Below are 13,007 nucleotides of genomic sequence, written 5' to 3'. Positions count from 1 at the left end.
GAGGGCGGCGCGACCCAGACCTGGCGGGTGACGGCCAGGGCGGCCAGCGGCGTGGCGACGGCGGCCATCACGGCGATGGCCAGGACCACGGTGAGCGGCCGGCGGCGAGCGGAAGTGTTCGTCATGATGCAGGCGATCCTTGTCTTCAGCGTGCGGGCGTCGGCGGCCATGGCGGTCGCGGCGATGCGGGCGGGGTGGGCGGACGGGACGGGGCTGGCGGCCAGGCCGATCAGGGCCCGGGCGTAGAGGGCGCGGTCGACGGTCTCCAGCGCCACGGCGTCGGCGGCCTCTTCCGAGCGTTCGATCAGCACGGCGTGCAGCCGCCAGACCAGCGGGTTGAACCAGAACATCGCCACGGCCAGGCGCGACAGGACCAGGAAGATCCAGTCGTGGCGGCGCAGGTGGGCCAGCTCGTGGGCCAGGATGGCGGGGGCGGCGCGGCGCTCGGCCAGGCTGGCGGGGTCGACCAGGACGAAGCCCGGCGCGACGCCCCAGCTGAGCGGGCCGGCGATCCGGTCGCTGGACACCAGGCCCGGGCGGTCCTCGGGCGACAGGCGCTCCAGCGGCGCCAGCCAGTCGGGACAGGTGACGGCGCGGCCCTGGCGGGTCCAGCGGTTCAGGGTGTGCAGCCCCAGCAGCAGCCGGCCGACGACGAGCGCGAAGCCCAGCAGCCACAGGCCGCCGATCAGGCCGGCGCCGGGACGCGGCCAGGACCAGGCCGGCGCGCTCGACGCGGCCAGGTCGGCCGTCGCGGCCGGCGTCGCCAGCGGGACGGCGGGCAGCAGAGCCGGCGGCGGCGCGGCCGGCAGCAGGGGCAGGCTCATCGCGGGCAGCAGGTTCATGATCACCGGCAGGGCCAGCAGCAGGCAGACCGTGGCGCGCAGGATGTCCACGCGCTCGACGGCGCGCTGGGTCAGGAGCCGGGCGCAGGCCAAGCCGACGGCGGCGACCAGGCTGGACTTGGCCAGCAGCGAGATCAGCAGGATCCAGGTCATGGCTCGCGCTCCCCCCCGCCGTTCACCGCCTTGTCGATGGCCTCCTCCAGGGCGGCGGCCTCTTCCGGCGTCAGGCGCTGGCCCAGGCCCAGCAGGGCGGTGGCGGCGCTGGCGGCCGAGCCGGCGAAGAAGGTGTCGATCATCCGCCGCAGGGCCCCGGCCGCGACGGCCTCGGTGCGCTGGACGGGGCTGTAGAGGAAGCCGTCGGGACCGGCCGTCCGCTCCACCAGGCCCTTGGCCTCGAGCCGCGAGAGCAGGGTGCGGACGGCGGAGTCGCTGAGCGGGTCCGACAGGGCGGCTCGGACGCCGGCCGCCGTGCCGCCTTCCAGCCGGCAGAGGGTCTCGAAGACCTCGCGTTCGCGTCGGGGCAGGGATTCGATCACGGCGGGCTCGCAACGGTTGGCGCTACAAATGTAGCGTTACACGTGTAGCGGCGCGGGCGAAGTGAATTCGTCGTAATCCGGGCCGGGACCCCCGAACGCCCTCGCGCCGCCCCGCCTTCGCCCCCTCATGGTCAAGATTGCGCGCGATAAGAGGGTCATGAGCCCGCGCGCCCGCCTCCTGACCCTCGCCGCCGTCCTCGGCCTGGCCTTCGCCGGCGTCGCCGAGGCCTCGGTCGCGCCGAAGCTGGTCGAGACGCCGGCCACCGCGCCGGGCGAGGCCATGGCCGTGCTCTATTCGGGCGACGGCGGCTGGGGCCCGCTGGACCGCGGCGTCGCCAAGGTGCTGGCCAAGGACGGCGTGCCCGTGCTGGGCGTCAATTCGCTGCGCTACTTCCTGGACAAGCGGCCGGCCCAGGCCGTGGCCGACGACCTGGCCGACCAGCTCCGGCGCCACCAGGCCAAGTGGGGCCGCCAGAAGATCGTGCTGGTCGGCTATTCGTTCGGCGCCGACGCCCTGCCGGCCATCGTGCCGCTGCTGCCGGCCGACCTGCAGGGCCAGATCCAGAGCGTGGTGCTGATCGGGACCGGCCCCCACGGCGACCTGACCTTCCGCCCCGCCAGCTGGCTGAACCGGCCCACGGCCCACTCGTTCGAGGTGGCTCCCGCGGTCGAGGCCCTGAAGGGCGTGCCGATGACCTGCATCTACGGCGACAAGGAGCGGCTGGACATCTGCCCCAGCCTGCCGATCCGGCAGGTGAAGCTGCACGGCGGCCACCACTTCAACGGCGACTATGCGGGCCTGGGCCAGGCCGTCGCCAAGGCCGCCTCGCTCTAGCGGCCCGCCCGGGAGCTCCCAAACCGTTGTCATCCCGGAAAGCGCGCAGCGCTTGTCCGGGACCCAGGTGAACCGCAAGGCGTCAGCCCAGTCCCCTGGGTCCCGGACAGCCTCTGCGAGGCTTCCGGGATGACAGCGGTTTTGGGGCTTTGCTCCAGGAACCCTCAAGGTAACCGGCGCCCGCGCACATTGGCGTGAGCGCATCGTGACCCGGCCCCGGGGGATCAAAACCCCGCCAACGCGCGTTTTGAAGGCCTGTACACATCGGAGAGGGCCTTCTCGCCATGACCGCGTTCGGGTCGGTCGTTCGGCATGCGCCGAGCGATCTGCCGCCACCACCAGTCGCCTTGCCGCCGCGCGCGGCGTTGTTTCTCGATCTTGACGGAACCCTGGCCCCGATCATGCCCCGACCCGAACAGGTCGGGCCCGACGCACGCCGCGCGGCGTTGCTGACCGACCTGACGCGCGCCCTCGACGGCCGGCTGGCGGTGGTCAGCGGCCGGGCGCTGGAGGACCTGGACCGCATCCTGGAAGGCCGCGTGACGTCGGTCGCGGCGGTCCACGGCCTGGTGCGCCGGGGCGCGCACGGCGTCGACCGCGCCAAGCCCCATCCCGACCTCGAGCACGCCCGCGACGTGCTGCGCGACCTGGCGCGCAGCGACCGGGGCCTGCTGTTCGAGGACAAGGACCTCAGCGTCGCCCTGCACTACCGCAATGTCCCCTCGGCCGCCGACGCGGTGATCGAGGCGGCCGAGCGTCTGGCCCAGGGCTCGGAACTGGCCCTGCAGCTGGGCGACATGGTCGCCGAGTTGCGCACGCCCGGCCAGGACAAGGGCAAGTCGGTCGCCGCCTTCCTGCGCGAGGCGCCGTTCGACGGCGCGACGCCGGTGTTCGTCGGCGACGACCTGACCGACGAGGACGGCTTCGCCGCCGCCGCCCGCCTGGGCGGCTACGGCGTGCTGGTCGGCCCCGAACGGCCCACCCAGGCGTCGTACCGCCTGGACGATTGCGATGCCGTGTTCGGCTGGCTGGGCGCGGGCCTGGACGCCCTGGGGAGGAGCGCCGCATGAGCCGCCTGATCGTCGTTTCCAATCGCGTGAACCCGCCCACCGGCAAGGGCGACGAGAGCGTCGGCGGCCTGGCCATGGCCCTGGCCGCGGCCCTGCGGGAATATTCCGGCATCTGGTTCGGCTGGAGCGGCAAGACCACCGACAAGTTCACCGGCCAGCTGAACATGCAGAAGGCCGACGGGGTCACCGTCGCGACCGTCGACCTCGAGGAGGGCGACTACCAGGAGTACTACAACGGCTACGCCAACAAGACCCTGTGGCCGCTGTTCCACTTCCGCGTCGACCTGACCGCCTACGACCGTTCGTTCGGCGAGGGCTACGACCGGGTCAACAAGCGGTTCGCCGAGACCCTGCTGCCGCTGATCGAGCCGGACGACGTGATCTGGGTGCACGACTACCATCTGATCCCGATGGCGCGGGAGCTGCGGCGGCTGGGCGTGACCAACCGCATCGGCTTCTTCCTGCACATCCCCTGGCCGGCCCACCAGCTGGTGGTGACCCTGCCGCGCCACCGGCCGCTGGTGGAGGCGATGTTCCACTACGACCTGATCGGCTTCCAGACCGAGGAGAGCGTCCAGGCGTTCGAGGGCTATGTCTTCAACGAGGTGGGCGGCGAGCGCACCGAGGACGGGCGGCTGACCGCCTTCGGCCAGACCACCCGGGCCGGCGCCTTCCCGATCGGCATCGACGCCGAGGACTTCGCCCGCATCAAGGACAGCCCGCGCGCCCTGCGCGTCTACGACCGGCTGATGGCCCACAGCGTGTTCCGCAAGATGGTCGTGGGCGTGGACCGCCTGGACTATTCCAAGGGGCTCGAGGAGCGGCTGATCGGCTTCGAGCGGTTCCTGCACGACAATCCCGAGGCGCGGCGCGAGGTGATGCTGCTGCAGATCGCCCCGATCTCGCGCGACGAGGTCGAGGCCTACCAGGACCTGCGCGGGCGGCTGGACGGCCTGATCGGCCGGATCAACGGCGCCTATGCCGACATGGACTACAACCCGATCCGCTACCTGAACCGCAGCTACCGCCGCGACGAGCTGGCGGGCGTGTACCGCGCCTCCAAGGCGGCCCTGGTCACGCCCCTGCGCGACGGCATGAACCTGGTGGCCAAGGAGTACGTGGCCTCCCAGACGCCGGACGATCCGGGCGTGCTGATCCTGTCGCGCTTCGCCGGCGCCGCCCGGCAGCTGAAGGACGCGCTGATCATCAACCCCAACAGTCCCGAGGAGATCTCGGACGCCCTGACCCGGGCGCTGAACATGGACATCGACGAGCGCAAGCGGCGGTTCGAGAGCCTGATCGACAATGTCACCCGCCAGGACGTCACAGCCTGGCGCGACGATTTCGTGGCCCAGCTGCGCGACCCTGACCCGGCCCAGATCAAGCAAGACGGCGCCAAGTTCGCCCTGACCGCCCCGACGCCGAGCGCACCCCCGGCCTCGCCGTCCCTGGCCGTGCGGATCGGGGGGAGGGCGTAGGCGTTCAAGACCGGTCCGGGATTTTCCGTCCTGGATCGGGACCCGGCGCTGGTCGGGACCTTCTAGACGAAAGGCGATCCCATGGCCGCGCGACCCACCTGGCAGGGCCATCTGAGGCTGTCGCTCGTCACCTGTCCGGTGGCGCTGTACACGGCCGTCAGCCCCGGCGGCGAGGTGCGGTTCAACCTGCTGCACCCCAAGACCCACAACCGCATCAAGATGGTGGCCACCGACCCGGACCTGGGGCCGGTGGACCGCGCCGACCTGGTCAAGGGCTACGAGTACGAGAAGGACCACTATGTGATCCTGACGCCCGAGGAGATCGAGAGCGTGCGGCTGGAGAGCACCCGCACCATCGACATCGAGCGCTTCGTCGACGCCGACGCCATCGACCGGCTGTACTGGGACAATCCGTACTTCCTGGTGCCGGACGGCAAGCTGGCGGTCGACGCCTACACCGTGATCCGCGACGCCATGGCCGGGGCGGGCAAGATCGCCCTGGGGCGGGTGGTGATGCACACGCGCGAGCGGCTGCTGGCCATCGAGCCGCGGGACAACGGCCTGATCGCCTACAGCCTGCGCAGCCACGACGAGGTGCGCGACGCGGGCGAGCTGTTCGACGACATCCCCGACCGCAAGGCCGACCCGCAGATGGTGGCCATCGCCGAGAAGATCATCGAGCAGCAGGAAGGCCCGTTCGATCCCAGCCAGTTCAAGGACCGCTACGAGGACGCCCTGCGGGCCCTGATCAAGCAGAAGGAAAAGGGCGGCAAGGCCAAGGTGACGGTGGAAGAGCCGGAGAACACCAACGTCGTCGACCTGATGGAGGCCCTGCGCAAGAGCCTGGGCCAGAAGCCGGGCGCGGCCGCGAAGAGCGCGGCCAAGAAGGCGCCGGCCCACAAGGCGCCGGCCAAGAAGCCGGCGGCGCGCAAGAAGGCGTCCTAGGGCGGGGCGACATTCGGCCGCCACCGACCTTTAACTTCCGTCATCCCGGGCCCTGGGCCCGGGACCCCTCTGTCCGCCGCAAGTGCGGGAGGGGCGGTTCGCTGGCGAACCGCTTGCATCTCACGCGAAAGCTGAACCAGGGGTCCCGGGCACAAGGCCCGGGATGACGGGATATATTGGGATGATGTCGAGGAGCCTCAGCCCTTCGTGCAGGCCAGGGTGTCGCCCAGGCTGAGCGGGGCGCCGGCCCGCGAGATCATCCAGTCGACCGTCATCGTGGTCGGGCCGGTGCGGCTGTAGACGAACTGTTCGCCCGGCTCGCCCGCGCCCTGGCGGGTCCAGGTCCAGCGATCGCCCTCCCAGCCGGGCGAGGCGTACCAGCGCAGGCCGCTGAAGCCGTCGGCGATGGTGGTGCGGAAACCGCCGGCGACCTTGGCGAAGCTCCAGGTCTCGTTGGCCTTGTAGGTTCCCGGCGCCTGGTCGCGGTGCTGCTTGAGCAGGGCGCCGGTGTCGGCGTCGCGCGTGAACGTCATGGCCGAGGCCAGGGGCTTCTTCGACGGCTCGAAATGGCCGGCGCAGGTCCAGGCGCCTTCGAAATAGGCCAGGGGATCGGGGGCGGCGGAGTCGGGCGACGCGACGGCCATCAGGCCGGCGATCAGAAGGCTTGTCGGCATGGGTCCTCGCGACGTGTCGGCGGGCAGGAAAGCATCATCGCCGCGGTTCGTCACGCCTCGGCCAATAGGCCGCACCCCGACGGGCGGCCCTTCCGGTCAATTTCGCTTGTCAGGCGACGGAGTGATCGGCGACATGCCGGCGGGTACAGTCGCCGGACCAGCATGAAACCGTATTTCGTCGCGCTCGCCTGCCTGACCCTGCTGGGCTGCGCGAGCTTCGTGCGTCCGCCGCCCACGCCCACCGGCGATCTGGAGTGCGCGGGCGCGGCCGGCGTGCGCCCGACGGTGGTCCTGGAGGCCGGGGCGTTCGGCGGGGCGGCGGACTGGTCGCTGGTCGCCGAGAGCCTGGCCAGGAAGGGCTACCGGGCCTGCGCCTACGACCGTGACGGCCTGGGCCTGTCCACCATGCACGACGTCGACCGCTCGCCCACGGCCGTCGCGACCCGCCTGCACGACCTGCTGGACCGGAACGGCGTGACCGGGCCGGTGATCCTGGCCGGACACTCCAACGGCGGGCTCTATGTCGAGGCCTTCGCCCGCCGGTGGCCGGAGCGGACGGCCGGGCTGGTGCTGGTCGACGCGGTGGGGACCGACGTCAGGGATCACCCGCTGGCCCTGGCCGACCTGGAGCACGAGGCGCGCCTGGCCGCCTTCACCCCGACCGCCCGCGCCCTGGGCCTGACCCGGCTGGCGCCGCTGATGGACGACATCTCGCCCGCGGCCGAGGCGGCCGCCCGGCGGCGGTCGACCTGGACCGGACGGACCAGCATCCAGGCGGGGCTGGCGGAGGTGCGGGCCTTCCTGCCGGGCCTGGCCGAGGTGGACGCCCTGCCGCCGCTGCGGCCGACGATCCCCGTGGCGGTGATCGTCGCCAGCCGGACGCCGGCCGCGCCGCTGGACCGCGACTGGCGCGCCGCCGAGGTCGCCCCGGCGAACCGCGCCTGCCGGGCGGTGGTCATCGACGCCTTCGCCAGCCACACCTCGATCCTCGACGCCCAGCGCGACTACGTGGTCGACGCGGTGGCCTGGCTGGACGGCGCCCAGCCGTGGGCGGGCGTGAAACGCTGTTGAGACCCAATGATCCGCTCATCCCGGCGAATGCCGGGACCCAGATGGAACGGCTTTGAGGCTGACGCCAAAAGCACCGAGTTCTTCCAACCCGCCGCCCAATCTTAGGATCTGGGTCCCGACACTCGCCGGGATCAGCGGGATTGAAGGAGCCGCCGCCGCACCGGCGCGTCGTAGAGGCGCAGCGCGATCCACGCCACCACGGGCGCGACCACCACGGCCAGGGCGGGGAACCACAGCGGCAGCACGGTCCGCCAGCCGTCGGGATAGAGCCGCAGCATCACCGCCCAGGTCGCCCAGTGCAGGGCGTACAGGGGGTAGGAGACGTCGCCCGTGGCCCGGCAGATCGCCCCGGCCACGCCTTGCGGGTCGTGGGCGCCGACCGTCACCAGCAGCGGGAACAGCACGACCAAACAGGCGTAGTCGTAGAGGCCGTTCCACGCGGTGAGGCCGCGCGGGAAGACCGGGACCACCAGCACCGCGAACAGGGCGATCGCCGGCAGCCACAGGCGCGGCCGGCGCGCCGGCGTGCGATAGCGCCAGCAGGCCCAGCCCAGGCTGAAGCTGAAAGTCGCCCGCACGACGCCCAACCAGAAGGTCGCCTGGTCCCAGCCCGTCTCGACCCCGTTCAGGGCCAGAGCCGTCCACAGCACGACCCCGCCGCTCAGCAGCACGACGGCCGCCAGCACCATGTCCGGGGCGCGGCGCAGCGGGAACCACAGGGCGCTGACGATGACCTCCAGGCACAGCGACCAGGCCGGCGGGTTGAAGGGGAAGAGGGTGGGGAAGGTGTACTCGGCCGGATGGCCCATCCGGGGGATCAGCAGCAGCCCCTTGGCCAGGTTCGGCCAGAACGGCGGGCTGTGGCGAGAGGTCAGCACCGCGCCGACCAGGGTCGACAGCACCAGCAGCGGCCAGATCCGCACGACGCGGATCCGCAGGTAGGCGAGCCAGCCGATGTCGCGCCGCTCGAACGCGTGGGCCAGGACGTAGCCGCTGAGGCAGAAGAAGAAGTCCACCGCCAGATAGCCGTGGGCGAAGCGGCCCGGCCGCCCCGACCAGTCGGCCGCGTGGTACAGCAGCACCCCCAGCGCCGCCACGGCCCGCAGGCCGTCCAAGGCCGCGAGGCGTTGTGTCCTGTGTTCCCTCACGCGCCGTTTTTCTCAGGATCGCGGCCCGGGACGCAAGAGGGGACGCTAGCCCCAGGCGGCCATCAGAGCCATCACGATCCCCACCTCGACCGCGTCGCTGAAGCCGTGGGCGATCATCGGGGCAAGCAGGCTGCGCGAGCGCTCCATCAGCCAGACATAGGTCAGGCCCCAGGCGAAGGCGTAAACCTGCTGGGCCAGGGCCAGGTGCAGCGGGTTGTGCAGGAAGCTGTCGTAGTGGGCCAGGCCGAACAGCACGGCCACGACATAGGCCGCCACCGGCAGGTCCAGCCGGCCGATGCGCAGGCGTCCGGGGACCAGCACCGCCAGCATGCCCACCAGCAGGCCGCGGAAGATGATCTCCTCGTTCGGTCCCGCCGCCAGCATCACGCCCAGCCAGCCGGCGATCGCGCCCGGCGAGCCGATGTCGTAGCCGCCGTCCGGCGCGGTGTGGGCCAGCAGCTGGGGCCAGTAGTCGGCGACCAGCATGGCCAGGCCCATGCCGACCCCGATGGCGACCGCCAGGCCGGCGTAGGTCTTGCCCGGCGGCCAGCGCAGATGGCTGTCGGCCTGGGGCAGGGCCTTGCGCATCACGGCCAGGGCGACCAGGCCCGTGACGATCTGGAACAGGGTGGCCAGGGCCACGAAGATCCAGACCTCGCGATGGAAGAAGTCGAGGTTGTGCTTGAACAGCCAGCGGGCCGCCTCGCGACCGGGGACCAGCAGGGTCTGCATCAGCACGGCGGCCAGCACGATCGGCCACAGGGTCGACCAGGGGCGGAACCGGAAGCCGGTGACTTCGACGAAGGGGCGGGGCGACGGGGGCAGGGCGAGATCGGTCATGCCGACCTGATGCCAGCCTCAGGCGGCGCGGGTCTTGAACCTATGTTGCAGGGTCCCTTGAAGGGCTGGGGTTCGCCAGGCGCCGGGCGAGCGGCCGGTCAGGACCTTCACGTCGCGGCTCATATGGGCCTGGTCGGCGAAGCCGGCCTCGGCGGCGATGTCGGCCAGGGAGAGATCGCTCTCGACGATCAGGCACCAGGCGCGGCGGGCCCGGGCCTCGACCCGGAAGCGCGCCGGGCCCACGCCATAGGCGTCGCGGAACCAGCGGAAGGCGGTCTCGCGCGCCACGCCCTGGTCGCGGGCCCAGGCCTCGACGGACGGGGCGTCGTCGCCGGACAGCGCCTGGGCCAGCCGGTCGGACGGGTCGGAGAGGGCGGGACCGCCTTGGGTCAGGCCCTCCAGCAGGGCGGCGGCGGCCTCCAGCGGGTCGTGTTCGGCCAGTCGGGCCAGCAGGTCGGGATCGCTGGCGCGAGCCATGGCGGGACCGGCGAGGTCCGCAGCCAGCGGCAGGTTCAGCACCAGGGCCTTGCCCGGACGCCGGTTCCAGTGGCCCGAGAAGCGCCCGTGCAGCAGCACGTCGCCGGCCCGCACCCGCCAGCGGCCCCGCTCGCCGGCCTCCTCGTAGCCGCCGTCCAGCACGACGGCGGCGTAGGCCTCGTCGTGGATGTGGCGGGCGATGGTCTCGCCGGGGACGAGGCGCGAGCGGAGGGCGGTCATGACCGGCAGCTTAGCGGCGAAACCGCGTTCGGCGACTTAAAGCCTCGTCATGTTCGCGCTCACGGATGGGCCCGCAGATAGGCGATCAGGTCGGCGCGGTCCTGGGGCGAGGCCGTGCGGGCGCCCATCGAGGTCCCCGGCACGAAGCGCTTGGGATCGGCCAGCCAGGCGTCCAGCGTCTGGTCGTTCCAGGTGAAGGTCCGGGCCGCCAGGGCCTTGCTGTAGCGGAAGTCCGGCACGGCGGCGACGTGGCGGCCGTAGACCCCGCGATGGCGCGGCCCGAAGCGGTTGCCGTCCAAGCTGTGGCAGAAGCCGCAGCGGCTGCCGTACAGCCGCTCGCCCCGGGCGACATCGCCGGCCAAGGGGGCGGCGAGGGCGGGCGCGGCGATCGCCAGAAGCGCCAGGATCAGAAGGGGTGTTCGAAGCGCCATGATCGTCTCCATCGGTGGATGGCGACTCCCATAGACCGAGGGTTCCCGGCTAATAAGTACGCACTATTTTTATACCGTCCGCCCCAGATCGATAGGCGAGGTCGCCATGTCCAAGCAGCTCGCCCCCTGGTGCCCGGTCGCGGCCACGGTCGACGTGATCGGCGGCAAGTGGAAGCCGACCATCCTGTTCCACCTGAAGGACCGGCCGCGCCGCTTCAACGAGCTGCGCCGCCTGATGCCCGATATCACCCAGCGTATGCTGACCCTGCAGCTGCGGTCGCTGGAGGACGACGGGATCGTCTCGCGCACCGTCCACGAGGTGGTGCCGCCGTGGGTGGAATACGCCTTCACCGAGCGCGGCCTGACCCTGGGGCCGCTGCTGGACGCGATGGAGGACTGGGGGCATGCGTACGGAAAACCCCTTTCCCATGGGGAGAGGAGGGACCCGCCGCGTAGCGGTGGGAGGGTGAGGGGGTAAGGCGTCAGACGGCGTGCCGGCAGGGCGTTCCCGAGAAATCGGCGAGGGTGTAACCCCTCACCCTCCCAAGCTTCGCTTGGGCCCCTCCCTCTCCCTCTGGGAGAGGGTTATCTGACCGACGTCCACGGCCGGCTGAGCAGCACCGCGCAGTTGATCAGCCCGACCAGGGAATAGGTCTGCGGATAGTTGCCCCACAGCTCGCCGTCCGAGAAGCCGATGTCCTCGGACAGCAGGCCGGCGGTGGTGCGGCGGGCCAGCATCTCCTCGAACAGGTCGCGGGCCTCGTCGATGCGCCCGGCCAGGTACAGGGCCTCGACCAGCCAGAAGGTGCAGATGTTGAACGCCGTCTGCGGCGCGCCGAAATCGTCGGGGATGGCGTAGCGCAGCAGGTACGAGCCCTTGCGCAGGCCCGCCTCGATGGCCGCGACCGTGGCGACGTTTCGCGGGTCCCTGGCCTCGATGAAGCGCAGATCGACCAGCTGCAGCAGGCTGGCGTCCAGCTCGTCGCCCTCGAAGGTGGCGGCGAAGCGGCCCAGAGGCTCGTTCCAGGCCCGCTTGTCGATCGTCTGGCGCACCTTGGCGGCGCGGTCGTTCCAGAACGCGGCGCGGTCGTCGAGGCCCAGCTGGGCGGCGGCGTTGCCCAGGCGGTCGCACGCCGCCCAGCACATCACCGCCGAATAGGTGTGGACGTTGGCCCGCCCCCGGAACTCCCACAGGCTGGCGTCGGGCTGGTCGTGCAACTGGAAGGCCCGCTCGCCCACCGGCTCCAGGTTCTGGAAGTCCTCGACCGTGCCGGGCCGCAGCAGGCGCTCGTCGAAGAAGGCCTGGACGGTGGACAGGATGATCTGGCCGTAGACGTCGTGCTGCTGGTGCTCGAAGGCCTGGTTGCCGATCCGCACCGGCCCCATGCCGCGATAGCCGGGCAGGTCGGGGGCGAAGCGCTCGGTCAGCTGCGGCTCGAAGCCCACCCCGAACAACGGCTGGATGTGGCCGCCCGCCGCCCGGTCGACGATGTTGCGCAGGTAGCCGAGATAGTTCTCCAGGATGTCGACCGCGCCCAGCCGGTTCAGGGCCTGGACCACGTAATAGGCGTCGCGCAGCCAGCAGTAGCGGTAGTCCCAGTTGCGGCCGCTGTCGGCGTGCTCGGGGATCGAGGTGGTCATGGCCGCCACGATCGCCCCGGTCTCCTCGTGCATGCAGAGCTTCAGGGTGATGGCCGCGCGGATCACGGCGCTCTGGTAGTCCAGCGGCACGGCCAGGCCGCGCACCCAGTCCATCCAGTACTCCTGGGTCTGCTGCAGCATGCGGTTGCAGGTGGCCCCGATGTCGGCGTTGAAGCCCTCGTCGGCGCCCAGGAACATGGCGATCGGCTTCTCCAGCCGGAAGGTGCGCTCCTCCAGCACGTGCGACACCGGCCCGTCGGTGGACAGGCGCAGCGTCATGTCCGAGCACAGGAAGCGGATGTGGTTGGAGCCGTGGGTGGTCTCGGCCAGGCGCGCGCCCCAGCTGGCGGTCGGACGCAGGCGGATGGTGATCCGCGCCACGCTGGTCAGCGGGCGGATCAGGCGGATGAAGGCCGTGGGCCGGAAGCTGCGGCCGTACTGCTGGTAGCGGGGCGAGAAGTCGATGATCTCGACGCTGGCCCCGTCGGCGTCGGTGATCACCGTGCGCAGGATCGGGGTGTTGCGCAGGTATTCCTGCTCGACCGTCCGTGCGCCGTCCACCGCCACCTCCCAGGTCCCCTTGGCGTCCGGGTCGCCGGGCTCCAGCCCGCCCAGCAGCGAGCTGAACACCGGGTCGGAATCGATGCGCGGCGCGCAGGCCCAGACGAAGCGCCCGCAGCGGTCGATCAGGGCGCTGACCGCGCAGTTGCCGATCGGGAAGAGGTCGAGGTTCTGGGGCATGGTTGGGTCCAGCTCATCTTGGATTTCAGTTCGAACCG

General features: G+C 71.4%; 14 protein-coding genes. 6 read left to right on the top strand and 8 right to left on the bottom strand.

What is annotated here, in order from left to right:
- Both WAE60_RS15240 and WAE60_RS15235 read right to left on the bottom strand, forming a co-directional pair.
- Positions 1–995 (bottom strand): M56 family metallopeptidase (locus WAE60_RS15240; RefSeq protein WP_337687427.1); only part of this gene is annotated, 995 nt, incomplete at its 3' end.
- Positions 992–1,378, bottom strand: coding sequence for a BlaI/MecI/CopY family transcriptional regulator (locus tag WAE60_RS15235; protein WP_337687426.1), 387 nt, complete (start codon positions 1,376–1,378; stop codon positions 992–994). The genes WAE60_RS15240 and WAE60_RS15235, both read right to left, overlap by 4 nt.
- 157 nt (positions 1,379–1,535) lie before the next feature.
- Between WAE60_RS15235 and WAE60_RS15230 the strand changes: the two genes are divergently transcribed.
- The 4 genes from WAE60_RS15230 (at position 1,536) to WAE60_RS15215 (ending at position 5,706) form a co-directional block, all read left to right on the top strand.
- A complete protein-coding gene (locus WAE60_RS15230; protein WP_029912624.1) occupies positions 1,536–2,213 on the top strand; it encodes an AcvB/VirJ family lysyl-phosphatidylglycerol hydrolase in 678 nt (225 codons plus the stop codon).
- Positions 2,214–2,497: 284 nt separating this feature from the next.
- A complete protein-coding gene (gene otsB, locus WAE60_RS15225) occupies positions 2,498–3,283 on the top strand; it encodes a trehalose-phosphatase (RefSeq protein WP_029912626.1) in 786 nt (261 codons plus the stop codon).
- Positions 3,280–4,761 (top strand): trehalose-6-phosphate synthase, encoded by a 1,482-nt coding sequence (locus WAE60_RS15220; RefSeq protein WP_337687425.1) that lies wholly within the window; start codon positions 3,280–3,282, stop codon positions 4,759–4,761. The genes otsB and WAE60_RS15220 overlap by 4 nt, the downstream gene beginning before the upstream one ends.
- A gap of 81 nt (positions 4,762–4,842) precedes the next feature.
- On the top strand, positions 4,843–5,706 hold the full coding sequence (locus tag WAE60_RS15215) for a Ku protein (RefSeq protein WP_337687424.1): 864 nt from the start codon (positions 4,843–4,845) through the stop codon (positions 5,704–5,706).
- Positions 5,707–5,903: 197 nt separating this feature from the next.
- Here WAE60_RS15215 and WAE60_RS15210 read toward each other — a convergent pair whose 3' ends face one another.
- Positions 5,904–6,380, bottom strand: a complete 477-nt coding sequence (locus tag WAE60_RS15210) for a hypothetical protein (protein ID WP_337687423.1) — start codon at positions 6,378–6,380, stop codon at positions 5,904–5,906.
- A 162-nt stretch (positions 6,381–6,542) separates the two neighbouring features.
- Here WAE60_RS15210 and WAE60_RS15205 point away from each other — a divergent pair, with 162 nt between their 5' ends.
- Positions 6,543–7,451, top strand: coding sequence for an alpha/beta hydrolase (locus WAE60_RS15205; RefSeq protein ID WP_337687422.1), 909 nt, complete (start codon positions 6,543–6,545; stop codon positions 7,449–7,451).
- Between the two features lie 131 nt (positions 7,452–7,582).
- Here WAE60_RS15205 and WAE60_RS15200 read toward each other — a convergent pair whose 3' ends face one another.
- Genes WAE60_RS15200 through WAE60_RS15185 form a run of 4 tightly spaced genes read right to left on the bottom strand, consistent with a single transcriptional unit; the run spans position 7,583 to position 10,587 of the window.
- Entirely contained in the window at positions 7,583–8,599 is a 1,017-nt protein-coding gene (locus tag WAE60_RS15200; RefSeq protein WP_337687421.1) for an acyltransferase, read from the bottom strand.
- A 45-nt stretch (positions 8,600–8,644) separates the two neighbouring features.
- Entirely contained in the window at positions 8,645–9,439 is a 795-nt protein-coding gene (locus WAE60_RS15195) for a CPBP family intramembrane glutamic endopeptidase (protein WP_337687420.1), read from the bottom strand.
- 18 nt (positions 9,440–9,457) lie between these two features.
- Entirely contained in the window at positions 9,458–10,156 is a 699-nt protein-coding gene (locus WAE60_RS15190) for an AraC family transcriptional regulator (RefSeq protein ID WP_337687419.1), read from the bottom strand.
- 59 nt (positions 10,157–10,215) lie between these two features.
- Complete coding sequence (locus WAE60_RS15185) at positions 10,216–10,587, bottom strand: c-type cytochrome (protein WP_337687418.1); 372 nt, start codon at positions 10,585–10,587, stop codon at positions 10,216–10,218.
- A 106-nt stretch (positions 10,588–10,693) separates the two neighbouring features.
- Here WAE60_RS15185 and WAE60_RS15180 point away from each other — a divergent pair, with 106 nt between their 5' ends.
- A complete protein-coding gene (locus WAE60_RS15180; RefSeq protein ID WP_337687417.1) occupies positions 10,694–11,065 on the top strand; it encodes a helix-turn-helix domain-containing protein in 372 nt (123 codons plus the stop codon).
- Between the two features lie 107 nt (positions 11,066–11,172).
- On the opposite strand, the gene WAE60_RS15175 is transcribed toward WAE60_RS15180, so the two are convergent.
- Positions 11,173–12,969, bottom strand: a complete 1,797-nt coding sequence (locus tag WAE60_RS15175) for a glycoside hydrolase family 15 protein (RefSeq protein WP_029912657.1) — start codon at positions 12,967–12,969, stop codon at positions 11,173–11,175.
- Between the last annotated feature and the right edge of the window lie 38 nt (positions 12,970–13,007).

Origin of the sequence: Caulobacter sp. CCG-8, assembly GCF_037402475.1 — a bacterium.
GTDB lineage: Bacteria > Pseudomonadota > Alphaproteobacteria > Caulobacterales > Caulobacteraceae > Caulobacter.
The sequence above is the reverse complement of the archived record's forward strand: the minus strand, read 5'-3'. Positions and strand labels throughout refer to the sequence as shown.